The sequence below is a fragment of the Caballeronia sp. M23-90 genome, from assembly GCF_053574605.1.
In genome coordinates, this window is sequence record NZ_JBSIPA010000006.1 from 26,641 (window position 1) to 48,987 (window position 22,347).

Sequence of the window (22,347 nt, forward strand, 5' to 3'; positions counted from 1 at the left end):
ATCGCCGACGTGAATCCAACCTTCCTTTCCTGGGGCATCGCAGCCATGGCTACGGCCGGCGTCATTACGCGCCCGTTCAAATGGCCTGAGGCTATTTGGGCCGTCGCTGGCGCGTTGCTCATTGTCGCTCTGGGTTTGTTGCCTATTACGCAAGCTCTGCAGGCGGTCGCCAAAGGAGCAGATGTATATTTCTTTCTGTTTGGAATGATGTTGCTGTCCGAAGTAGGGCGCCGCGAGGGCTTGTTCGATTGGGTCGCGGTACTTGCGGTCAATCATGCGAAGGGGTCGCCCGCACGCCTGTTTTTGCTGGTGTACCTGGTAGGCGTGGTTGTTACGACATTCCTGTCCAATGATGCTGCCGCGGTTGTGCTGACACCGGCGGTCTTCGCCGCTGCGAAGAAAGCCGATACAAAGCCCTTGCCTTTGTTGTTCGTATGCGCATTCATTGCGAATGCGGCAAGCTTTGTTTTGCCGATCTCGAATCCCGCCAATCTGGTTTTGTACGGTAACCATACGCCCGCGCTGTCTCTCTGGATGGGCCGTTTCATCGTGCCTTCGGTACTGTCCATCGCGGCGACCTATTTCATGCTTCGCTGGGCGCAGCGCCGCGATTTGAGAGGCGAATGCAAGTCTGGCCTGGACAATGTGCCGTTGTCATCCAGCGGCCGCATTGCGCTGGGTGGAATCGCCGTAACTGCGATCGTGCTGCTCCTTGTCTCGGCGTTCGACATGCAGCTTGGCTTGCCGACCGCAATTCTTGGTGCGACGACCGCTGCAATCGTGCTGATCCAGGAGCGGAAATCGCCTTGGGCTCTGGTGAGGGACATCTCCTGGAGTGTCTTGCCTTTGGTTGCCGGGTTGTTCGTGCTGGTGGAGGTGTTGCAGCACACAGGCGTTATCGCGCACCTCGCACAGATGCTCCAGTCCGCTACTCAGCGCGACGAATCATTGAGCGCCGGATTGTCGGGTAGCGTGATCGCAATCGCGTCTAATCTAATGAACAATCTCCCGGCGGGGCTGATTTCGAGTGCGACTGTGATGCAGGCGCACAGCCCTGAGCGGGTCATCGATGCGTTGCTGATCGGAGTGGATCTCGGGCCCAATCTCTCGATTACGGGGTCGCTGGCAACCATCCTCTGGTTGAATGCCATCCGACGTGAAGGCGAAGACGTAGGATTCTGGAAGTTCTTGCAAGTGGGAACGGTAGTGATGATCCCGGCGCTGATCCTGGCGCTAGGAGCACGCGTACTGATCTGACAATCTGGAGAGGACCGATGAGCAATGCATGGATTTATCCTTTTATTATTTTAGGTGGTGTGTTGCAGGCGGCCGGTGCACCAATCAACGGCGTATTGAAGGCATCGTTGGTCAACCCGTGGCTGGCATCGGCGGTCTCTTTCATGCTGGTCACTTTCCTTGCCATAGCGCTGTTCTGGATACAGCCAACCCCGCTGCCGACGCTGACTGAGCTCAAGGACATGAAATGGTGGGCACCGTTGGGCGGCATTGTGGGAGCCGTGGCTGTATTTGCGGGCTTGACATTGGTCCAAAAGGTTGGTGTCGGAGCAATCAACGGGCTGACCATCTGTGCGAACCTGATAGCCTCAATTTTCATTGACCATTTCGGTCTGATCGGCGTGCCGGACCATCCGCTGAGTTGGCTAAGGGCGCTTGGAGCCGTTCTCATGGTAGGTGGCGTGGCGCTGGTGATGAAGTTTTAAGTGTCATTCCAAGTGCCATTGCCATTGCCATTGCCACGGTTGATCGCGGGTGTTCGTCCTGCAAGTTGCGTGTACTTGCCGCCCATGATCGCGCGTGTCGATGCCTGGACTGCGACCGTGCCACCGCTTGCATAGACGTCGCCCGACCCAGGCGCGTTGCTCTATGCGAGCAATCAGCTTTCCACTCTCAACCAGCGTGCCCACCTGTATAGGCATTCGACCGGGTTGGCTTCAGCGCACGTGTTTTGCACAAGTTGTTTCGCCATGTGTCGAATGCGTGAGGCGGCCCTGGCCTGCGCATCGTCAAGGACTGGAGAGCCCGCGTTCAATGCTGTTGTCCTGACTACGGCACGTCGCTGGTCGGCGCTCCGGGACGGCTGGCGAGTTTCCAGCGAGCACTGGAGCGCAAACGCACTATTTTTTCTAGCGCGTTTGTATCTGGTGCCGCATCACTCGCTGCACCTACACTTCCAGTCAAACGGTGCCACATTGCTCCGTGTTGTTAACCCACCCTAAGGAGCATTCATATGAACAAGAATAAGGTCGACGGGACGCTTAAGCAGATCAAGGGCTCGGTGAAGGAAGCGCTGGGTAAAGTGACCGGAAATACGCCACTGGAAGTTGAAGGGGTTGCTGAAAAAACTGCAGGAAAAGTGCAGGAAGGCGTCGGGAAGACGCAGGAGAAAGCCAAGGACATCGCCGATAAAGCAACCGGCAAGGACTGATTCCCGGCATTCGATGACCGGGGCAGATAGACCATCGAAAGTCATCGATGATTCGTCATCCGAAACACTAAAGTAACGAGGTAATCATGTTTGAAAAAGCGGAAGGATCGATCAAAGAAGCTGCTGGGAAGGCGCAGGCCGCGCTCGGCAACGTCACGGGCGATAACGGGTCGCAACTGGAGGGCCGTGCGCGTCAAGCTGCTGGCATAGCTCAGCAATCGTATGGCGAGGCGCTCGACACCGTGCGTGGTGCGACCAAGAGTAACCCGGTGGCGTCGTTGGCGCTTGTCGCAGCGGTGAGTTTTATCGCTGGTGCCATATGGGCGAAGCGCTAGACCGGCTGACAGACATGTCGGGCGGGACCGGCTCGTGCGCTCCCTGAACTAGAATAAAAAGGTAATCCATGAATCGAATCCATACATCTCTTGACCCCCAACCAGTGAACGTATTGCGTGTCTCCTGGGGTGCCGTGTTCGTCGGCCTGTTGCTGGCCATGATGACGTATCTGTTCCTTGGCGTACTGGGCACGGCGATAGGTGCAAGCGCACTCGACCCAATGGGTGAGCGTAATCCGCTTGCTGGCTTCGGCACCGGCGCGGGGATCTGGGTCGGCGTGTCCACACTCGTGTCGCTTGCGGTCGGAGGGTTTTTCGCGGGGCGGTCATCGCCACGGCGCGGCGCGCTGCACGGCGTCCTCTGCTGGTCACTGACCACCCTGGTAACGCTCTACATGCTGTCGAGCCTGGCCGGCGGCGCGATCGGTACCGCATCCGGGGTGGCTCGGGCGGGACTGTCGGTGGCGGGTCAGGGCGTCGCTGCAGCGGCTCCGGGCATCGCTTCCGGCGTGAAGGGCGCGCTCAAGAGCAATGGCATCGATATCGATATGACCGATGTCTAGGGACAACTGGAGACGCTATTGCGTCAGACCGGCAAGCCCGCGCTCGACCCGTCAAATCTCAAAGCGTCCGCTCAGGGCGCAGCGAGTGACGGCACTGCGACCGCTGCAGGCGCTGCCACAAAACCGCAGAACTCCGCCGATGATCTCAGCAGCTTTTTCGATCGATTGAAGCAGAAGGCGTATCCTGCCCTCGACGCGACGGACAAGGAAGCGCTTGTCAACGTCATCATGGCGCGCACCGGCAAAAGTCGTCCTGAAGCACAGACCATCGCGAATAACTACGAGCAGACCTACAACCAGGCACTCGAGAAGTACCGCAGCCTGAAGATCCAGGCCGAACAGAAAGCGCGTCAAGCCGGCGAGGCGGCCGCAACCGGCGTGAGTCATGCAGCGTGGGCGGGCGTCGTGATATTGCTTTTGGGCGCGCTTGTCTCCGGATTTGCCGGGTTTCTGGGACGCCGCAGCAATCCGTTGCGTGAGGAAGTCGTGGTGTAATGGCGACTGACGTATTCTGCCAGTGCCCTTGGTTGCCGCGATCTCTTTTGCTCGCAGCACCAAGGTGCGATTTTTCATATTTCACGACAGTGCAGGCGGCATGGCCGCATCGGCATCCAGGAAGAACCCAATTATGAACGACCGCGTGCTGCGTACCGAGACGGACCGGCGTCAGCTCCAGCAGATCATTACCGGACTGACCGAGGGCGTCATCCTGATCGAGCCGGATCAACGCATTTTGTGGGCGAATGAGGCTGCTCTCGGCATGCATGGCGTGGAAAATGTGAGCGACCTCGGCAAAGACGTGGGGGAGTATCGGGAACGGTTCCGGCTTCGCTATCGTAACAACCATATTCTTTCGAATGGGCAGTATCCGATCGAGCGCGTGATCGCGGGAGAATGTTTTAGCGACGTAGTGGTCGAGGTATTCCCCGCAGATGACGACTCGGTCAACTGGGTGCATCGAGTGCGCAGTCTCGTGCTGACGAACAGCCAGGGCGAACCGGACTGTCTCGCCCTGATCGTTCACGATGCGACTGAATGGGCAAGCGCCGAACAGCGCTTCGAGAAGACCTTCAATGCAAACCCGGCACCTGCGGTGATCTGCCGGTTGAGCGATCAGCGCTACATGAAGGTCAATCAGGGGTTCCTGGAGATGACGGGTTACGTTCGCGAAGACGTCATTGGCCGATCAGTGTATGAACTCGATGTATTCGAAAACGCCGAGAAGCGGGGCATCGCAATCGAACGCCTGAGCCAGGGCGCGACCATCCCCCAAATGGAAGCGGAGCTGAGGCTTCCGGACGGCGGTTTGAAACCCGTCGTGGTGGCGGGACAACCGATCGATATCGGTGAAGAAGACTGCATGCTCTTCACCTTCATGGATCTGGAACCGCGCAGGAAAGCAGAGAGCACACTGCGTCAAAGCGAGGAGCGGTTTCAGAAGGCTTTTCGCATGCTGCCGGTCCCCAGTGCCGTTGTGACCGCAGACGAGTTCGTGATTCTCGATCTCAACGAGGCCTTCACTGTAACGACGGGCTATGCGGCCGAAGACATCATCGGTCGGGCAGGCGCAGATGCGAACGTCTGGATGGGTGATGTCCGCAGCCGACTCGCAAGTCTGCTCGAGACCGGCACCGGGGTGCGCAACGTCGAGTTCGACGTACGGAAGAAGAATGGCGAGACGATTCGCTGCCTTGTTTCGGCGGAATCAGTCAGCATCAATCGGCAGGATTGCGTGTTGATGGCGTGGCTCGATATCAGTGAACGAAAGCGCTCGGAAATGGAACTCGTCGATGCCATCGAAGCGGTCATGCAGGATGCATCCTGGTTCAGCAAGACCTTGATCGAAAAGCTGGCCAATGTACGGCGTGCCAATGCGCCGGGAACGTCTGCTGGCCGACTCGACGACCTGACCGCACGGGAGCGCGACGTATTCGATGCCCTGTGTGAAGGGCAGGCCGACAAGGAGATCGCCAAGCACCTCGGTCTCGCATTGAACACGGTTCGTAATCACGTGGCGACCATCTACGCAAAACTCGATCTTCACAGTCGCAGCGAGGTGCTGGTCTGGGCGCGCGAGAATTCTTACTTCGGGCTTGCTGATCGCAAGAACAACCGGTAGCTCATGGTCGCTTTGAGTTCTGGACTTGCCGGAAGATGAACCTCTAGCCGTGGTGTACGGTGCTACCCGGCTTGCGTGGTACGGCACTCGCTGCCTTCAAAAGCTGGACTACTGCTGCGATAGCCGGGCACCTTCCGGCTCGAGCGGGCCACCCTGTTCCTCGATTGCCTCGAGCGATTGCGAGCGTGTCTCGATGCCGAACGCGAGCACCACGAGTGCCTGGACCACCAGCAATGCCGCGACGCTGAAGGCGACGTATCGAATGCCACCGGTGCGGTACAGGAGCAGCGTAATGCCGGGCGCGCAAAACGACGCAATCCGTCCGAGTACGGCGCAAAAACCGTTGCCCCGAAGCCGGTAGCGCGTTCCGAACAACTCGGGAATGTAACAGGCAACAGCCAAAGCAACGATTGCATATAGGCAGCAAAAAAGGAGAAAGCCCATTATTGCGGCCATCATCGGCGAGCTCGAGAGCGCGTAGCTCACGCCCATTGCCGCGCCGATTATCGATGCGATCGCGATGCATCGGCGGCGCCCGAAGCGGTCAGTGCAGATGAGACCGATACCCGCGCCTATTGGACCACCCAGCGACATCACCATGCTGTACCCAAGCGATGACGACAGGCTGAGGCCCTGCCTAAGCAAAAAGGTAGGCACCCAGGTGACGAAGCTGTAAATGGCGATGCCAATGACAATCGATATGGTTGAACCGACCAGCGTACGTGTCCAGACTTCGCTTGAAAATAGCACCGACAGTGGCGGCGTCGGCTCGAGGTCCGGGGGCGTGCCGGACTGCATGGGCGCCCGATAACCCTTGCCATGCACTTCTTCCTCGATGCGGGTCACGATCAGATCGGCTTCTTCCAGCCGGCCCTCGCTTGCAAGCCACCGGGGCGACTCGGGCATCGATTTACGCGCAACCCAGACAAGCAGCGCGCCCGCGCCGGAGACGAAAAACATGGAGCGCCAGGTCCACAACGGAATCAGGAAATAACCCGCGAGCGACGACACGAACAGCGCGCTGTTGGTCACCAGTGCGAGCAATGCGGAATAACGGCCGCGCTGCTTCGGCGGCGTCATCTCGATCAGGGTCGAATATCCCACCACAATTTCGGCACCGAGTCCGATACCCATCACGAGCCGGAAAGCGATGAGCCACGGCATGGAAGGCGCAAAGCCCGCCGCCAGTGACGCAAGACCGAACACGAGCAGATTCGCCTGATAGGTGAAGCGGCGCCCGAAACGGTCACCAAGCATGCCTGCCAGCGTTCCGCCAATCGCCATGCCGACAAACGTGGCTGATATGAAATAGCCGTTGAGCTGCAGGTTCGACATGCCGCTATGGACCAGCGCACCGAGCACGGAGCCGGCAAGCGTGATGTCGAAGCTGTCGAAGAACATCCCTGCCGCAATGAGCCACAGCATGCGCCGGTGAAAACCGCTGAGCGGCAGCGCGTCGAGGCGCAAGCCAATGGATGCCGGGGATGCCATGTTGTCTCCTGTTTGTTTTTCTGTTTTGTTGCGTCGTTGTGCGTGGCGTCAGCGCGGTTTATCGATGAAACGCGTACGCAGCGCGTCCCAGTCGTCCGAACCCATGCGCTGGAAACGTTCCTTCGCGCTCAGTGCGCTGGCTGCAAGCGGGGGCATGCCGGTTGCGGCCAGCGCCGCCAGTTCCTGCTCGCATACCCGCATCACGCTTGCCAGCAGCAAGCTTGGCAGGATCGCTAGCCGATAGCCCATCTCGCGTACATCGTGCAGCGAGATGTCGGGCGTCTTGCCGCCCCGGACGATGTTGAAGAGACAAGGACCATTCACGCGCCGCGGAATCGCGGCGATTTCGTCGAGGTCGCGCGGCGCTTCGACAAACGCGAGGTCCGCTCCCGCAGCGAGCGCGGCGTTTGCACGCGCGATTGCATCGTCGAGACCGGAGACGCTGTTCGCATCGGTCCGCGCAATGATCACGAAATCCGGATTGCGACGGGCAGCGAGGGCGGCACGGATCTTGGCCACGAACTCTGCGGCGGGTACGAGTTCCTTGCCGTCAAGATGACCGCAGCGCTTGGGCGACACCTGGTCCTCGATATGAATGCCCGCGACGCCCGCCTGCTCGTAGGCGCGTACGGCCCGCGTCACGTTCAGCTCGTTGCCAAAACCAGTGTCGGCATCGGCGATAACCGGCAGGGTGGTGCACGCGACGATGCGCGCCGCGTTCGCAACCATCTCAGTCATTGTGAGCAGTCCATAGTCCGGCAGACCGTAGCTCGCGGCCGTGCCTGCGCCGGTCATGTATAACGCGGTGAACTTCGCCTGCTCGGCGAGCCGCGCCGTGATGCCGTCGTAGACGCCAGGCGCTACCAGCATGTCGCCCGAGCTCAGGTACTGGCGTAGACGTGCCGCAGCGGGGACCTGATTGTTGTCGTTCAAGAGCTTAGTCTCCGAAATGCCCGATAGCGGACCGCGCGTTGAAAATCAGGCCGCGCTGACCGGCGATGATGTCGGCGTCCATTCGCGCAGGCTCATGCCCATGAGCGCCGCCTGACGTTTTTCATACGCTTCGAATGCCTGCGAGCGAGCGCTTCCGCGCAAGCCGCCGCGCACTGCGCCAGCGCGTATGTCGCCAAAATATTCGAGCCAGTTTTCCGGCAGCGGCTGCGCGTTCGGGATGGACAGCCACAGACGCAGCAGATGACGCTTCATGTCCGGCTCCTCGTAGTCCTCAAAGCCGGTTCGGGAATGGATCGTGACGTAATTGTTCAGCAGTTGCAGGTCGCCACGCTCGAGCGACATCGAAAAGCAGAAGCGCGGGTCCGTCATCGTTTCATCGAGCAGATCCAGTGCGGCGGTCTGAAGGGTTGAAAGACGCGGAACGTCGTCGAAATCGCGCTGTGCTGCGACGATATTCTTACGGTTCGTGCGCATGGCGAAATGCTCCGGCTGGTCGCCAACGATCGGGCAGCAATAGTAAGGCGGCTGGGCCGGGTCCTGAGCGCCTTGATAGCTGAAATAATAAGGTCCGCGCAACGCATTTGCGAGTTCTGGATGCTGGCGCTGCATTTCATCGAACACGGCGATCGAGCTGACGACCTTGCTCTCGCCGCCCGTTCTCGCGGCTCGACGGCATAGCAGGCCGACTACATCGCATGAGTCCATGTGGAAATCAAGTGATGCGTTCGTGTTGTAACCCCGGCCGTTCGTGGTCTTGTACGAGGAACCTACATCGCGTACATCGTTGAGGATGTCGCTCCCGCGGTTTTGCGTGCGCGCCACACCGATGTGCAGGCCCATGCCCCAGTAAGCAAGACGGGTGTCGTCCTCACTCCAGCGGTCCACTGGAAAGCCTTTCAGCAAACACATGCCCCAGCGGCCCTGGGTCGTATCCACCGCGCGTTGCAACGCGTTCCGAGACACAGCGGTCAGCGGGAAATCGTCGGGGGTCATTTCAAGAAGGTCGCGGCCGAGCGTTTTTGCATGCGCGAGTGCGACGTCGAATCCGGCCACTTCGTCGGCGCTCAGACGCTGCATCCAGGATGTGTCGTCTTTCGCGGCGGTCGCGAGCCACGGAACGGGTCTGAAGCTGTTCATTGCTGTCATGTCTCCGGCTGTCTGAATTGTCAGCGGCGGGATGGAGTGAACTCCCGCTGCATGTCTTGCAAAAAGTATAGGCTCGGCGGATAGTCAATAAAAGTGACTTTATTTCACTCCTTAGATAAGAGATTCTGATGAAACTGGAAGCGTTCGAAACGCTTGGAGCGGTTCTCTCCGAGGGTTCGTTTGCCGCTGCCGCGGCCGCGATGAACCTTACGCCGAGCGCGGTGAGCATGCAGATGAAACATCTCGAACAGTATCTCGGCCAACCACTGTTCAGGCGTGCCGGCTTGCGCGTACAACCGACCGCAATGGCGCATCAGGTGATTGCCGCGATGCGCGAGGGCCTGCAACAGATCGACGTGCTGAGGCGTCGCAATACCGTCGTCGTGGAAGGAACCATTCGGCTCGGCCTGATTGAATCGATCCAGCCCATGCTGCTGCCCGGGACCATGCGCGTGCTCCGGGATACCCATCCGCGACTCCTGCTGAGGCCGCAGCGGGGACGAAGCGCGGGTTTGACGGCCGACGTCAAGGCAGGTGTGCTAGACGCAGCAGTGGCCGCGCAGCCCGAGAAGGGGAGAGTGGCCGGACTGATCTGGTATCCGCTGTTAAAGCGGGAACTGGTCCTGATCGCGCCGCCTGATGCCAAAGCCGCAACCGTGTACGAATACCTCCGGCATTACGACTGGATTCGCTACGATCGCCAGACGACGACGGGAGCAATGGGCGCGCGTTACGTTCGTGAGGTGATGGCTGAGAAGCGCAGCGCGCTCGAGCTGGACAGCGTGACTGCGATTGTCGCGATGGTGAGCGCCGGGCTTGGCGTGTCCGTGCTGCAGGTGGTGGATCCGCGTGTCTGCGAGCAGTACCCGGTCAAAACGATCCGTCTCGGCGCGTCGCCGCCAACCTTGCAGTTGTCCGTGGTGACGCGCAAGGATGACGCAGATAGCCGGCTGTTGCTGGCCGTTCGTGAGGCGCTGAGCCTTGCATTGAAGACCACAAGGCCATAGGCAGGCGATAAGCAACCGGCGTTGCAGGTAAGTAAACAGTAAGTCACACCGTTTTAAAGTCGGTCCCGTTTTTGCCATTTAACCAGGGATCGACAGTGAGAAAGAATGTATGCGGCGAATATGCGTTGCTGCTGGCCTTTGCTTCAATGCTCGTATCAGCGCCGGTCTGGGCCGACGGGGCAGGCGCGCAGCCACCTGACGCGGACGACTCGGGTTTCACCGTGTTGAGCAACGCGACCAACGTCACGCATTGGGGATTGGGAGCCGGTTTCGGATACCAGCAGGCGCCGTACAAGAACTACGGCTCGAAGTTCGACCCGATCCCTTTATTCTTTTTTGACGACAAATGGATTCATGCTATCGGAACGACTATCGATTTCAAGGTCGGGACGTGGCACAACGTGAGCTTTACCCTTCGCGGTCAATATGCGCTCGGGGACGGGTACGAGGGCTCGGATGCATCCAGCCTCAACGGCATGCAGACACGCAATAGCGCGTTCTGGTATGGGCCGGCACTGGCGTGGAAGACCCGTTTTGGAACGCTGACTGGCGACGTGCTCGAAGGCGGGAACAAGGGACAGAAGGCGAGCGTCAATTTCGGCAAGCGCATTGACTACGGCAATTTCTCCGTTGAACCGCATGTAGGGGCCGAATGGCTGAGCAGCAAGTATGTCGACTACTATTACGGCGTCCGCTCGTCGGAAGTCCGCGCCGGACGTCCTGCTTACTCGGGCACATCGACATATGACATGTCGGCTGGCGCGCGCTTCGATTATCGGTTCACGCGCCAGCAGTCTGTCACGCTCGACGTCGGTGCGAAGCATCTTGGAAGCGGCATCACGGATAGCCCTATCGTGGGCAAGCGCTTCATTCCCGAAGCCAGATTCGGCTATCTGTACCAGTTCAATTGATCGGGTGATATGTCACGAGTCGCACTCATAGAAGATCATGTCCGGTTGTCGGCAATGATCCGGCAGGCGTTGCTGGGCGCCGGCGTGGAGACCGATACCTTCTGCACGCTATCAGAGGCCGCGTATGGCATGAGCCGGGGCGATTATGCGGTGCTGGTTGTCGATCGCGGATTGCCGGATGGCGATGGCCTCGCTTTCCTGAGAAACCTCCGCGCCGCTGGACAGATGACACCTTGCCTGATGCTCACGGCCCGCGACGCGTTGCACGATCGTATCGACGGGCTGGAAAGCGGCGCGGACGATTACGTGACCAAGCCGTTTGCGATGAGCGAACTGGTCGCGCGGGTTCGCACGCTGATGCGCAGGCCGCAGGAGCTCACTGCGCTCATCCAGGCCTTTGCCGATATTTCCGTCGATCCGCAGCAGCGCGCATTGCGATGCGGCGAGCAGTCGATCGTGCTCGCGCCCGCCGAACTCCAGATCATGCTGACCTTGATGAAAGTAGCCGGCCAGACCGTGCGGCATGCGGCCCTGGAGCACGCTGCTTGGGGACTTGCGGAAGCGGTCACGCCAAACGCGCTGGAAGTCACGGTGCATAGACTGCGCAAGAAGCTTTCCTCGATCAACGCAAGGACGCGTCTTGCCAACGTTCGCGGCGCGGGTTTCGTGTTGCAGGCGCCGGCCTGAGGCGGAGGTTTTTCAAGGAGGTTTGATGAAGCGCCTGATTCTTGTAGTCGATGCCGACCCCGGCTGCCGCGACGTGTTGCGCAACCGTTTTCACGCGGCGGGCTTCGACGTATCAGTCCTCTATGATGCAGCGGGGATCGCACATCGGCTGACACTGGAGAGGCCCGCGTTGGCGCTCGTCGCAAGCGGTCTGTGCATGAGCGGCGGACTGGCCGAGATCAAGCGCTTGCGCAATAGCGACGACGACTTGCCCGTCATCATGCTCGGCGAGGAGGACGACGCCACGGAGCGCATCGTCGCGCTTGAATGCGGTGCGGACGATGTCGTGTCGAAACCGTTCAATGTCGATGAAGTACTGGTCAGGGCCCGCAATGTTCTGCGCCGTGTCGGGCATCGGCCGATTCGGGAGCCGGCGTGCGGAATGCCTTATCGGTTCGATGGTTTCAAGCTCGACTTCCTGGCGCGCAGCCTGAGCTTTCAGGAGCGGCCCGTTGCACTCTCGGAAACCGAATATTCGCTTCTGAAACTGCTTGTCTCTTCGCCCGGCCGGGTGATTTCGGTCAGTGCCATAGCACAGAAGATGGATTCGCGCGTACTTGACTCGAGCGTTCGTAATTGGGTTCACAGGCTGCGCTCGCGGATCAGGCTGGCCGCGGGCGCATGCGAGCAGATACTCACGGTTCAGGGTCAGGGTTATGCGTTTCACCCTTGCGGGAATGCAGATTCGAACGGCGCCCAACATGTTTAGGTACTGGGTCCGCAGCCTTTCGGCGCGACTATGGCTCACCAGCGTGACGGCGCTGGTGATCTGCCTCGGCGTGATCGCTGCGATCACCATGTACACGTTCAGTCATTCGCCTCCGCGGATGTTGCAGCGTCACGCCGACATTCGCGCCGCGCAGCGCATCGTTGACGGACTGCGTTTCGACAGCCACGGACAGCCAGTGGCTGTCGCGCTCGATGAGCAGAGCGCGTGGCTGTTCAACGTCGCGACGAACGACCTGATGTACCGCGTGCTCGATGACCGCGGTCATCTGCTTCTGGCGTCGGGCAAGGCAGCCGGCGGCGAACAGTGGGAGAAGGGCAATCCTGCAGAGGAGAGCCGTGAAGATCGCGAGGTGTCCATAAACGGGCGGCCGTTCGACCTGGTGACGCGAGAAACGCAGCGCGGCAACGCGCGGTTCGTGGTCCAGGTTGCAACGAGCGTCGCGTTCAACAAGGCCGTGCTGAGCATGAAGGTCAAGCCGATTCCCGGCATAGTGGGATGGACCATCGCGCTTGCCACGATCATTTTTGGTCTGACGCTGACATTCACCGTGCACCGGCTGCTTCGGCCGCTGAGGGCGGCATCTCGCGCCGCGGCGTCGATCACGCCGTCCAGTCTCACGATGCGTCTTTCCGACAAAGGCATGCCAAGCGAAATCAAACCATTGATCACGGCGTTCAACGACGCGTTGTCGAGGCTTGAGAACGGTTTCATTGTCCAGCAGGCTTTTCTGGCGTCGGCAGCTCACGAGTTGCAGACGCCTTTGACGCTGATCCGCGGACAAATCGAGTTGCAGCCCGGGATCGAAAAGAAGGAACTGATCTATCGCGAGATCGACCTGATGGCGAGGCAAGTGCGTCAGTTGCTGCACCTCGCCGAAGTCAGCGAGTCGCAAAACTTCGTGTTCAGCGATGTCAACTGGGCCGACGTAGCCGACGATGTCGCGGGCTACTTCGCCCTCAAGGCCAGCACGGAGAATGTATCGCTTGAGCTAGACTCGCCCGTCATTGCCTCGGTCATCAAGGCTGATCGAAGCGCGTTGTTTATCTTGCTCAAAAATCTCGTGGAAAACGCGATCAACGTCACGCCTGCGGGCGGCAGGGTGACGGTATCGGTGGACGGCAGTTCTATCCAGGTGAGCGATGAGGGTCATGGCATTGACCCGGAACATCTGCCATTCTTGTTTCAGCGTTTCTGGCGCGCCCCTGATGTCCAACACGATGGCGCGGGTCTCGGCCTTGCAATCTGCAAGGAGATTGCCGGTGCTCACGGCTGGCAGATCAACGTGAGACGGTTGCAAGTAGGAACAGCTTTCAGCGTGGTGTTCAACGCTTGAAGAGAAGCGGTCGTTACCCGGCTGCGCACGGTGGATTTTCCCTCGTGTGATCATCGAATCGACGTTGCGAAGGTAACAGGGCGTCCCGGTCGACCATCCCCGCAAAAAGCGCCTCTGCCTTGGTTGCCCCCTCAGTTGCCCATTTGAAACGCCAACCAAGGCGCCCGTTACCACGAATCCGCTCGGTCCTGCCTTGGCGGTCTTCGATCAACACAAACACCCCACCTTTTGGAGCGCATCGGTCATTTGACCGATACCGACAAGACAAACCGAATGCCATGATCTCCACCCATGCAGGCCTACTTGTCGCGATAACGCTGTGCGGTCCTGCCGACAGCCCGTCACAGCGAGCGCCTGGCGTGTCGCCACGGCGACGCGGCCGATCAAATTTCAAAGGGAATTTCAATGGCTACTCGTCTTTCAGATACCACCGGCCTTCAGGATGAGCGGTGGCTCAAACACTACTACCTCACACGTGCAGCGTTTTCCGCGGTGTGGGTCGCGCTCGCGTTCGCCATCGGTCAGCATGCCGCAGCGATCGGTGCGGCATTGCTCATTGTCTATCCCCTGTGGGACGCGCTGGCTAATTACATCGACATGTCGCGTAGCGGTGGGGCGCGCGAAAACCTTACTCAGGCTTTCAACGTCTTTGCAAGCCTGGTAATAGCGATTGCGGTGATGGTGGTGTTGAGCGTCGACACAGGCCTGATCCTTGACGTGTTCGGAGCCTGGGCCGTTCTATCCGGATTGCTTCAGCTCGCTACTGCCGTGCGCCGCTGGAAGCGGTTTGGTGCGCAATGGGCAATGATCTTGAGCGGAGGCCAGTCGGCGCTGGCGGGCGTGTTTTTTATCGCGCAGGCCCATTCAACAGCACCTCCCGCGATTATCAAAATCGCCGGCTATGCGGGTGTCGGTGCGATCTATTTTCTCGTTTCGGCGTTGTGGCTAGCCGTCGGGCAGATGCGGCGCAAGGTTGCATCGACGCACTAAAGAACTGGTTCAACCCCGGGCGTCTTTCTCGAGGAGCCTGGTATAAAGCGGCTTACTCATGGATCAACCGCTGAGTAATCAAGGTTATTGCATCAGCTATCGAGCATTGAGTGGTGTCGATGCGAACGTCGGGAGCGATCGGTTCCTCGTAGAGGGAATCGATACCCGTGAGATTCTTGAGCACTCCCTGTCTTGCGAGCTTATACAGTCCTTTAGGATCGCGGCTTTCAGCGATTGCAACGGGAACATGTACGTGCACTTCCACGAACCGATGAGGCCCGGCAGTGAGCCGTGCGATTTGCCGATCTGCCGAGAAGGGTGAAATGGCGCAGACCAACACCAGCAGCCCGGCGTCAGCCATCAGCCGAGCGACTTCGCTCAACCGCCTGATGTTTTCATGTCGATGCTCATCGGAGAATCCAAGATCCCGGCATAGCCCGGTACGCACGGTGTCGGCATCCAGTAGGAAACTGTGTTTGCCGGCGTCATGGAGCGTAACTTCGAGGGCGTCGGCGAGGGTGGACTTTCCAGCCGCTGGCAAGCCGGTGAACCAGACTATGCCAGGTTTCTGCCCAAGCAAGTCGGAGCGGTCGTCGACGCCGACTGAAAACGCATGACGGTGAACGTGAGATGAATTGTCGGTAGGCAAGTCCATCTGATCTCCTCATTGCTTATGCCACTATGAATGACCCTGCGTCAGTAGTAGCGCCACTGTTCTGACAGTTCTCGAGCGAGCACCAGCTTTTCCTTAATGAGCTCAGCACCGTCCGTCCCAGGTCCCGATGCACCTCTTTTCGATACCATGAAACCCAATGCTGAGGCGTGAATGGATTTGATCGAGCGTCCGTCGATTCCCTTCATGAGCGAAGCATTACCCTTCATCTGTGCAACGAGATCTCTTGCAGCGCTGAAGTCCGGCGTTATTGCGACCTGGCCTCGAACTTGTGCCCGTAATGCCAAGGCGTATTCGGGAGACTGTCCCAGCCGGTCAACATCGACCAGCAAATCGGCTTCGTCGGCCGAGCGCATTGCAGACAGCATCCACACCGCTAAAAACGCCCGATATGCGTTGTCGCCGTCGACCGTACGCACGAACTGCTCGCAGGCCGCAGCATATTCATCGATCGAGGTGACGGGAGCGGGCGGCAAGCGAACGCCGCACACTTCAATGACCTCTTTGACGATAGGCTCGTTTTGATTAAGGCCCAATATCCGAAACGGAGCAGCAACAAAGAAGGGATTGCTCCATTGCTGATGAAGCAACCATCCAGAGGCAAACTGCGATGCGGGATTTCGCAGGACGACTGCGTGCATCACCTCAGGAAACGCGTCCTTTAACCATGGCAACCGGCCAAGGGATCGACAAAATTTGAAGACAGGTATCTTCCCCTGCTTCCTTGTCTGGTCGTGGAGGCTCTTCAGGTACGCCTGCAATGTTGAGAAGGCAGCATCCGCCACGGGTCCGAATCGATCCGCACTAAAACTTTTTCGATAGCCCGCCACACCATGTAAGTCGTCTCGAATGAACGGCCTATATTCGGTGAAGTAAGGCGCTGTAAGTTTCGGATGACCCGAAGTCCAGGTCGGCTCCAAGGCGGGTATGTCAGCGGCTCGCAGGTCGGCCAGTATGGGATGAAGCGGTTCATAGAACGCCGTCACGGTCTGCAAGGCCCGAAAGCGAGACCATACCCACGTTCCCGCGCTTCTCCAGCCGGCATGCAGAAAAATTCCACCCGCCTGTCCTTTCTCTCGCATGACAGTTTCCTGACTGCGGGGGGCTGCGGATGTCTGCTCCTTGTCATCGGTGATATGCGAAGCACTGTTTGATGGATGCATCATCAGCTTTCTCTACAGTCCGAAGGGAAGGGTGTGTTTTGCGCGATCAAAGGACTAAAGGCTTGCAATGAGAGCCACAGTGAAAGGCGATTGTGCGTCTGCGGATATCAGAGAGCGGATGGTGAATGACAGGTAGTGTAGTTCCACGCGTCGTGTTCCGCGTTACCACAAGGGTCGTGACGGTTACGATCCATTACCAGTGCAATTCGCTGAGGTATTGCGAAGCAACAGTTGATGCAGGTCGATCAGATTTTCACCGACTTGCTCGAATCCGAAGATAACTGAATGCAAGGAACGATACCGGTCGTAGCTTTCGCGTGCGGCCGAGCAGTCAAGTTCTTCCCGCAATGTTTCGTGCGCTTCATTGAGCGCTCGGCTGCATGCGTCAGGATCCGGTGCCGCATGACCTCCTCTTACATAGGCAGCCAGCCTCGAAAGATAAAGCGCCCCACACGTTTTGACGTTGTTGCCGACATCCATCATCACTTCTCGATCTCCCATCGTGAAATGGCTGCCATGGGCGGAACCGATTCGATCCAGAAGAACAAGGCCGTGCCAAAGGCGTTCAGTTGCCGAGAGAGCAGACGACAGCGTCAGGCCTGATTGAAAGTGGGCGCGTATGCGCGTGTCGATTGAAACGGATCGAGCCAGTTCAAGATGTCCAAGGAATCGCTCGTGTAGAGCGTCGAGCGCGGCACGGTCGTGTGGTTGATCGAATATGGAAATATGGTTGAGCAATTCACTGCAATCGTCGAGTGCCGCTGCAATGAAATTGAACACGCGTTGGCGGGCGAGCTGCGGCCATACCGACATCGACACCGCGATCCCGATGCCGGAACCGAGGATGATCGCCCCAGCACGACTGATCGCATCAGAAATGCCAGCAGACGGGGCAAGCGCGATCACAGCTGCCGCCACGACGCCGTAGCTTGTCGCGGGCCAGATAGCGGTCACACTGCAGGTCACAAGCGTGGTCAGCCCGAGTCGCAACATCGACTGCTCGCTGCCAGGAAAAACGTGTATTGCTGCCAGACCGACAGCGGTGCCGAATACCGCACCCGCCATTTGCCCAAGGCCATATCGCATGCTTCGGTCGAAATTCTTCTGCAGGGTAAAAAGGCTGGAGAAGATAGCCCATGTGGCATTCGAAGGATCAATGGCCGCGAGGACCGCGTAGCTCAGAAGGCTCGCGACAAGTGACTGCAAGGCTATGCGCAATGAATCGGAACGGCGCGCGTGCCAACCATCGGCAGCTCTTTTGATCAGATTCGCCGGTTGCAATCGGCCGAGATGTGGCATTGAATTTCCGTCAAACAATTTCCGCGGTGGACGCAAGGTTGGCCATTCCGAACCTTCGCGCAATCCCGCCGCGAAGTCCGACCGCCGCCGGATCCGCGCGGAAAAAATGGCGAACGGCCGAATATGGTTCAGCCGACCCGATCCGAGTACGGCATGCCACCCCTGCAATAGTCTGGTGCTCGCGGGTTACCGGGCAAAGAACAAACGCGGCGCGGCATATTGCAAGGGAACGCTGAAGAGCGGAAAAGGCATGCTCACAACGTGACGACGGCGTTGCCCGTCAGTCGACCGCTTTCGACAGCCTCGTGCGCCTCGACAATGTGCTCGAGGGAGAAACGCTCCGCCACGTTGTGATTGAGCGCGCCGGTTTTCAGATAACCATTCAGCGCACTCACAGTCTCGGCACGCGCTGCGGGCGAGAGCTCGTAGACGATAAAAAAACGTATTGCGGCGCCACTTTGAATCATTGGCAGGAAGTCGAACTGCACCTGCGGCTTGCCCGCCCCATAGATCGCGCCCATGCCGTCACGCGCCAGGGCCGCGGGGTACAGTGCGGCGTTCGCGGCGGCATCGACCTCCACGATTCTGTCCACGCCGCGTCCGTTCGTCAGCGCCTTCACACGCGCAACCACGTCCTCGTTGCGGTAGTTGATGACATCGTCGGCGCCGAGACCCTTCGCGATCTGTGCCTTTGCATCCGAACTCACGGTGGTGACGACCCGAGCCGCGCCCAGGAGCCGCGCAAACTGAATCGCATATGCGCCCACGGCGCCTGCGCCCCCTGTGACGAGCACAGTCTTGCCAAGCACGGTGCCGTCGATCGTGAGTGCGCGAAGCGCGGTGAGTGCAGGAATGCCAAGGCACGCGCCCTCATCGAACGAGGTATTGTCGGGCAGGTCCACCGCTTGTTCCGCTGGCAGCGCAATGTACTCTGCAGCCGTGCCCCCGGCACGCTTCCATTGACCATTCCAGAGCCAGACCCGCTCGCCGATACGGCTCTCCGGGACGCCCCTTCCCACGCTTGTGATGACGCCCGCGCCGTCGCTGTGCGGTGTGATGCGCGCCGCCATGGGCGGACGGCTGGAACGCCCTTTGACATCGGACGGATTGACGCCGGACGCCTTGACCTGCACGCAGACTTCGCCTTCTTGGGGAACGGGATTGTCGAGCTCGCCGACCGTAAGCACCTCACGCGCCGCGCCATTGCGCTCATACCATGCAGCTTTCATCTGAATTTCTCCTTGAATTTGCAGGCGGGATGGACTGCGTTACCCGTGTATAGCCGCATCACGCGCGCAAGACGATCCCGTAAGACGACCTTCCGGCAAAACCGCCTGCATGTTGATTCGCGACCGTGGTTCGATCGAATTCCGAGCATTTGCGCCATCGCCCGTAGAGCGTTCGACGTTGAATTCAGCAGGCCGGCTGCTTTCGTCAGGTCTTGTTGAATAGGCGCGTCACCGTCGAAAAAATGCATATATGAATTGCTTGGTCGGTGAGCTGGGAAAAGCGCCATAAACCTGAAAAACAGAAAGTTCATTAGGAAATATTGTACAGCCTGATGTTTTTTCTGGCAGCGTACAACGCGCAATTGCTGGATGAATCAGTGCATGCGCGTCCTTGTCAGTGACAACGCCATGCAGACTGACCGATGGACAAGTGGTGTTTATTTGGCATACCTAACCGGATCAATGCGGTTTACCGATCAAGACCAAGAATTGATCAATCAGGATTGGCGTCTTATGGCGTGTACGTAACGCTATCGCGGTTCGACAGAAATATGCGCAATACGTCCCGCATGCGGGCAACGGCGAGTGCACTTGTTGATAGCGAGGTGACGTTGCGCGCGCCGAGGTGAGGTTCAGCTCGAACGGCACAAAAACGATGCCGGTCGTCCCCGTGCTATGAAAAACGAGGTCATGCTGGAATGCAGGTGGACTATTTCGCCGGCTGGTTCCAGGTAAAAAAATCGACAAGGCTCTGAGGCGCGTCGGGACCAAGACACACCCTGAGTACGTCTTCCGCCTCCGCCGCCTCGGACGCGCTGCGGGGGAAGAGGTCCTGCTCATACAAGATGAGCGCGGCCTCAAGGTCATCGGGGTGGGCGGCGATAACCTTGCCGAGCTCAGCGCCGTCGAACATTGCAAGGTTGGCCCCCTCACCGGACGGGATCATCAGGTGCGCGGCGTCGCCGAGCAGTGTCACCCCCGGTATGCGGTCCCATCTGTGCTCGACTGGAAGCGCGTGAATGGGGCGGGGCAGAAGGTTTGTCTCACCGTCGGTGATGAGCGCTACGAGTTCCGGAGCCCACCCGTCGAACTCCCTGGCAACGCAAGCTCTGGCCGCTGCCGGGTTGGAGAAGTCGATGCTGTCAATCCAGTCCGCGGGCTTGTTCAACTGCGCGTACGTATGAAGCACGCCATTGGGCTCGCGATGCGCCAGTATGCCTTTGCCCGGCGCGAGCGCAAATAGCGCTCCGTTGCCAACCGCTTGGGCGCTTGCCGCGTGTCGAGTGTCGCCGTCGTAAAGATGTGTCTCGAAGAATGACGTGCCGACATACGCCGGTTCCGCCAAGGAGAGAAGGGGACGAACTCTCGACCAGGCTCCGTCGGCCCCCACGAGGAGGTCGGCCGTCACGGCGGAGGCGTCAGCGAAGGTCAACATGTGCCGGCCGCCACCAAGCGCAGACGCCGCTACGAGCTTGTGTCCCCACCGGATCGTGTCGGAAGGGATCGAGTCAAGCAGGATACGGCGTAGTTCCCCTCTAGGTACCTCGGGTCGACCGCCCGTACCGTCGTCGGGTTCGTCAAGCAGCAGGTTGCCGTCCTTGTCGAGTACGCGCGTTGCCTGGCCGCCAGCGTGAATGACCTTCAGGAACTGATCAAAGAGGCCCGCTGTTTTGAGCGCGACTTGCCCGTTGTGTTCGTGAATATCGAGCATGCCCCCCTGCGAGCGCGCGTTCGCCGAGGTTTCCGCTTCATAGATCGTCGCAGCAATGCCGTGAACATGGAGGACTCGGGCGAGTGTCAGCCCGCCCAGCCCCGCACCGATGATAGCGATTGAAGTATTCCTGATCGACGTGTTCATTGAGCCTTGATTGTCAGTTTCGCAGCCGCAAGACCGTGTCCCGGCTATTGCGACCGCTATGGAACGGTATTCCATTCATTTTGGAACGCCATTCCATCGGTGTCAACTTGGAACGTTATTCCATATCTGCCAAAATGGGGTATGCCCAAAAAAGTACCGAGCGTTAAACGACGTAAAGAGTCGCTCTCACGGGAGCGTGTCATCGAGGTGTCGATCGAACTACTGGACAGCAGTGGAGAAAGTGGGCTCACATTTCGCGCCCTGTCAGAGCGGCTCGTCACGGGTCCCGGCGCGATTTATTGGCACATCGACAGCAAGAGCGAGTTGCTGACCGCAGCCTGCGACGCCATTGTCGCTCGCACGATGAACGCGCCCACGGCCAGCGGAACACCGGAGGCGATCATTCGATCCCTTGCGCTCGGCCTGTATGACGCGATTGATACGCACCCTTGGGTAGGCTCGACGCTTACGCGTGCTCCGGGGCAGTTGCCCATAGTGCGCATTCTCGAGCGCATCGGCCAGCAGGTTTGCGCTCTTGGCGTGCCGGACGAGGAACAGTGGGCAACGGTGTCCGCGTTACTGAACTACATAATCGGTGTCGCTGGGCAGAACGCGGACAATACGCAATTCGCTCGAACGCATAACCTCGACAGAGCCAGTTTCCTGGAGACGGTTTCGACCGTCTGGTCTCAACTCGATCCGGTCGAATACCCGTTCGCACGTAGCGTTGCCAGCCAGTTGCCTTCTCACGACGACCGTGCCGACTTTATTGCCGGCATTGATCTGATCCTTCGCGGGGTCGCGGGCGCGGGCTAACGTTGATATGGAGCGCCGAGCGCCCGCAGCGGAAAGTCCACTGGGAACGGTTCTTGGATTGAAATGTTAAGCGTCCTGCGATGTCGAGGCCAAGTTCAGATGTCGGGGTTCAAACTTTTTAGAAATGTCGGGTTTTGACTTTATCAATCTCTCTTTAAAAAGCTCATTTCCCCACCGCGGCTGCCCGCAGTTCGGCGCTTCTTAGCATCATCGCGTTCATGTCGATTTGCTTGAGCTCGCGTTGCTTACGAGTGTTGTTGGCCCGCATCTTCGGTTTCACCGGTTCACCCTGATTGGTCCGCGACGGTGAACCCGAGATACGCCGGTTGTCGCGCTCCATCTGCACCTGGCGCGATAGCGCCAACACATGCTCAAGGCGCTTGTTGTCGACCTCGGCACCCTGGTCCATCGCCGATAGCCTGTCGTATTGACGATAGGCCAGCGCGCTGCCATGTGCCCGGATTTCGATACGCCCATCCGGGTATTCATAGACATCGATGTAGTGATGGGCGAGGGCACGCGTTTGCGGCGTGTCGTCAAGCATGTAGATGACCCGGT

22 protein-coding genes and 1 pseudogene are annotated in these 22,347 nt (G+C 59.0%); 14 read left to right on the forward strand and 9 right to left on the reverse strand.

The genetic code is table 11. The features are described 5' to 3' along the window. The first annotated feature begins 9 nt into the window (after window positions 1-9). From ACRXB1_RS01545 to ACRXB1_RS01575, 7 genes are all read left to right on the forward strand, one after another. Window positions 10-1,257 (forward strand): arsenic transporter, encoded by a 1,248-nt coding sequence (locus ACRXB1_RS01545; RefSeq protein ID WP_449490854.1) that lies wholly within the window; start codon window positions 10-12, stop codon window positions 1,255-1,257. A 17-nt stretch (window positions 1,258-1,274) separates the two neighbouring features. Continuing rightward, window positions 1,275-1,721, forward strand: coding sequence for a DMT family transporter (locus ACRXB1_RS01550; protein WP_449490855.1), 447 nt, complete (start codon window positions 1,275-1,277; stop codon window positions 1,719-1,721). 527 nt (window positions 1,722-2,248) lie between these two features. Beyond that, on the forward strand, window positions 2,249-2,446 hold the full coding sequence (locus tag ACRXB1_RS01555) for a CsbD family protein (RefSeq protein ID WP_449490856.1): 198 nt from the start codon (window positions 2,249-2,251) through the stop codon (window positions 2,444-2,446). A gap of 86 nt (window positions 2,447-2,532) precedes the next feature. Then, the gene (locus tag ACRXB1_RS01560) at window positions 2,533-2,781 is read left to right on the forward strand and encodes a CsbD family protein (RefSeq protein ID WP_062170864.1); all 249 of its coding nucleotides are present in this window, start codon (window positions 2,533-2,535) and stop codon (window positions 2,779-2,781) included. Window positions 2,782-2,885: 104 nt separating this feature from the next. After that, window positions 2,886-3,344, forward strand: a complete 459-nt coding sequence (locus tag ACRXB1_RS01565) for a hypothetical protein (RefSeq protein ID WP_449490857.1) — start codon at window positions 2,886-2,888, stop codon at window positions 3,342-3,344. Between the two features lie 18 nt (window positions 3,345-3,362). Further along, window positions 3,363-3,839, forward strand: a complete 477-nt coding sequence (locus tag ACRXB1_RS01570) for a hypothetical protein (protein WP_449490858.1) — start codon at window positions 3,363-3,365, stop codon at window positions 3,837-3,839. Window positions 3,840-3,972: 133 nt separating this feature from the next. Further along, window positions 3,973-5,463 (forward strand): helix-turn-helix transcriptional regulator, encoded by a 1,491-nt coding sequence (locus ACRXB1_RS01575; RefSeq protein WP_375507571.1) that lies wholly within the window; start codon window positions 3,973-3,975, stop codon window positions 5,461-5,463. A 108-nt stretch (window positions 5,464-5,571) separates the two neighbouring features. Here the strand turns inward: ACRXB1_RS01575 and ACRXB1_RS01580 are convergent, their stop codons facing one another. The 3 genes from ACRXB1_RS01580 to ACRXB1_RS01590 are packed head-to-tail and all read right to left on the reverse strand — an operon-like array spanning window position 5,572 to window position 9,045. Next, complete coding sequence (locus ACRXB1_RS01580) at window positions 5,572-6,954, reverse strand: MFS transporter (protein WP_449490859.1); 1,383 nt, start codon at window positions 6,952-6,954, stop codon at window positions 5,572-5,574. Between the two features lie 48 nt (window positions 6,955-7,002). Continuing rightward, the gene (locus tag ACRXB1_RS01585; RefSeq protein WP_082771483.1) at window positions 7,003-7,887 is read right to left on the reverse strand and encodes an isocitrate lyase/PEP mutase family protein; all 885 of its coding nucleotides are present in this window, start codon (window positions 7,885-7,887) and stop codon (window positions 7,003-7,005) included. Between the two features lie 45 nt (window positions 7,888-7,932). Then, a complete protein-coding gene (locus tag ACRXB1_RS01590) occupies window positions 7,933-9,045 on the reverse strand; it encodes a TauD/TfdA family dioxygenase (RefSeq protein WP_449490860.1) in 1,113 nt (370 codons plus the stop codon). Window positions 9,046-9,182: 137 nt separating this feature from the next. On the opposite strand from ACRXB1_RS01590, the gene ACRXB1_RS01595 reads away from it, so the two are divergent. From ACRXB1_RS01595 to ACRXB1_RS01620, 6 genes are all read left to right on the forward strand, one after another. Next, window positions 9,183-10,061, forward strand: coding sequence for a LysR family transcriptional regulator (locus ACRXB1_RS01595; protein WP_086382818.1), 879 nt, complete (start codon window positions 9,183-9,185; stop codon window positions 10,059-10,061). A 95-nt stretch (window positions 10,062-10,156) separates the two neighbouring features. Continuing rightward, a complete protein-coding gene (locus ACRXB1_RS01600; protein WP_449490861.1) occupies window positions 10,157-10,972 on the forward strand; it encodes a MipA/OmpV family protein in 816 nt (271 codons plus the stop codon). A gap of 9 nt (window positions 10,973-10,981) precedes the next feature. Continuing rightward, window positions 10,982-11,659, forward strand: coding sequence for a response regulator transcription factor (locus ACRXB1_RS01605; protein WP_062170875.1), 678 nt, complete (start codon window positions 10,982-10,984; stop codon window positions 11,657-11,659). A 25-nt stretch (window positions 11,660-11,684) separates the two neighbouring features. Next, a complete protein-coding gene (locus tag ACRXB1_RS01610; RefSeq protein WP_449490862.1) occupies window positions 11,685-12,407 on the forward strand; it encodes a response regulator transcription factor in 723 nt (240 codons plus the stop codon). Then, the gene (locus ACRXB1_RS01615; RefSeq protein ID WP_449490863.1) at window positions 12,400-13,761 is read left to right on the forward strand and encodes a sensor histidine kinase; all 1,362 of its coding nucleotides are present in this window, start codon (window positions 12,400-12,402) and stop codon (window positions 13,759-13,761) included. The genes ACRXB1_RS01610 and ACRXB1_RS01615 overlap by 8 nt, the downstream gene beginning before the upstream one ends. A 405-nt stretch (window positions 13,762-14,166) precedes the next feature. Then, on the forward strand, window positions 14,167-14,751 hold the full coding sequence (locus ACRXB1_RS01620) for a DUF308 domain-containing protein (RefSeq protein WP_449490864.1): 585 nt from the start codon (window positions 14,167-14,169) through the stop codon (window positions 14,749-14,751). Between the two features lie 52 nt (window positions 14,752-14,803). Here ACRXB1_RS01620 and cysC read toward each other — a convergent pair whose 3' ends face one another. From cysC to ACRXB1_RS01645, 5 genes are all read right to left on the reverse strand, one after another. Continuing rightward, window positions 14,804-15,406 (reverse strand): adenylyl-sulfate kinase, encoded by a 603-nt coding sequence (cysC, locus tag ACRXB1_RS01625; RefSeq protein WP_449490865.1) that lies wholly within the window; start codon window positions 15,404-15,406, stop codon window positions 14,804-14,806. A 41-nt stretch (window positions 15,407-15,447) separates the two neighbouring features. Then, complete coding sequence (locus ACRXB1_RS01630) at window positions 15,448-16,590, reverse strand: hypothetical protein (protein WP_449490866.1); 1,143 nt, start codon at window positions 16,588-16,590, stop codon at window positions 15,448-15,450. 180 nt (window positions 16,591-16,770) lie between these two features. Next, window positions 16,771-17,886 carry an FUSC family protein gene (locus tag ACRXB1_RS01635; protein ID WP_449490867.1) on the reverse strand — a complete coding sequence of 372 codons (1,116 nt, stop codon included), beginning with the start codon at window positions 17,884-17,886 and terminating at the stop codon, window positions 16,771-16,773. Window positions 17,887-18,140: 254 nt separating this feature from the next. Continuing rightward, on the reverse strand, window positions 18,141-19,115 hold the full coding sequence (locus ACRXB1_RS01640) for an NADPH:quinone reductase (protein ID WP_449490868.1): 975 nt from the start codon (window positions 19,113-19,115) through the stop codon (window positions 18,141-18,143). 709 nt (window positions 19,116-19,824) lie between these two features. Then, a complete protein-coding gene (locus tag ACRXB1_RS01645; protein WP_449490869.1) occupies window positions 19,825-20,973 on the reverse strand; it encodes an FAD-dependent oxidoreductase in 1,149 nt (382 codons plus the stop codon). A 99-nt stretch (window positions 20,974-21,072) separates the two neighbouring features. Between ACRXB1_RS01645 and ACRXB1_RS01650 the strand changes: the two genes are divergently transcribed. Continuing rightward, entirely contained in the window at window positions 21,073-21,789 is a 717-nt protein-coding gene (locus ACRXB1_RS01650; RefSeq protein WP_449490870.1) for a TetR/AcrR family transcriptional regulator, read from the forward strand. 163 nt (window positions 21,790-21,952) lie between these two features. On the opposite strand, the pseudogene ACRXB1_RS01655 reads toward ACRXB1_RS01650, so the two are convergent. Beyond that, window positions 21,953-22,347: pseudogene (locus ACRXB1_RS01655) on the reverse strand (ISNCY family transposase); the annotation flags it as partial.

Bases quoted from the DNA above. Each gene is read 5' to 3' on its own strand.
- ACRXB1_RS01550 (WP_449490855.1), top strand. From the start codon at position 1,275: ATGAGCAATGCATGGATTTATCCTTTTATTATTTTAGGTGGTGTGTTG.
- ACRXB1_RS01555 (WP_449490856.1), top strand. From the start codon at position 2,249: ATGAACAAGAATAAGGTCGACGGGACGCTTAAGCAGATCAAGGGCTCG.
- ACRXB1_RS01560 (WP_062170864.1), top strand. From the start codon at position 2,533: ATGTTTGAAAAAGCGGAAGGATCGATCAAAGAAGCTGCTGGGAAGGCG.
- ACRXB1_RS01575 (WP_375507571.1), top strand. From the start codon at position 3,973: ATGAACGACCGCGTGCTGCGTACCGAGACGGACCGGCGTCAGCTCCAG.
- ACRXB1_RS01580 (WP_449490859.1), bottom strand. From the start codon at position 6,954: ATGGCATCCCCGGCATCCATTGGCTTGCGCCTCGACGCGCTGCCGCTC.
- ACRXB1_RS01590 (WP_449490860.1), bottom strand. From the start codon at position 9,045: ATGAACAGCTTCAGACCCGTTCCGTGGCTCGCGACCGCCGCGAAAGAC.
- ACRXB1_RS01595 (WP_086382818.1), top strand. From the start codon at position 9,183: ATGAAACTGGAAGCGTTCGAAACGCTTGGAGCGGTTCTCTCCGAGGGT.
- ACRXB1_RS01605 (WP_062170875.1), top strand. From the start codon at position 10,982: ATGTCACGAGTCGCACTCATAGAAGATCATGTCCGGTTGTCGGCAATG.
- ACRXB1_RS01610 (WP_449490862.1), top strand. From the start codon at position 11,685: ATGAAGCGCCTGATTCTTGTAGTCGATGCCGACCCCGGCTGCCGCGAC.
- ACRXB1_RS01615 (WP_449490863.1), top strand. From the start codon at position 12,400: ATGTTTAGGTACTGGGTCCGCAGCCTTTCGGCGCGACTATGGCTCACC.
- ACRXB1_RS01620 (WP_449490864.1), top strand. From the start codon at position 14,167: ATGGCTACTCGTCTTTCAGATACCACCGGCCTTCAGGATGAGCGGTGG.
- cysC (WP_449490865.1), bottom strand. From the start codon at position 15,406: ATGGACTTGCCTACCGACAATTCATCTCACGTTCACCGTCATGCGTTT.
- ACRXB1_RS01630 (WP_449490866.1), bottom strand. From the start codon at position 16,590: ATGATGCATCCATCAAACAGTGCTTCGCATATCACCGATGACAAGGAG.
- ACRXB1_RS01635 (WP_449490867.1), bottom strand. From the start codon at position 17,886: ATGCCACATCTCGGCCGATTGCAACCGGCGAATCTGATCAAAAGAGCT.
- ACRXB1_RS01640 (WP_449490868.1), bottom strand. From the start codon at position 19,115: ATGAAAGCTGCATGGTATGAGCGCAATGGCGCGGCGCGTGAGGTGCTT.
- ACRXB1_RS01645 (WP_449490869.1), bottom strand. From the start codon at position 20,973: ATGAACACGTCGATCAGGAATACTTCAATCGCTATCATCGGTGCGGGG.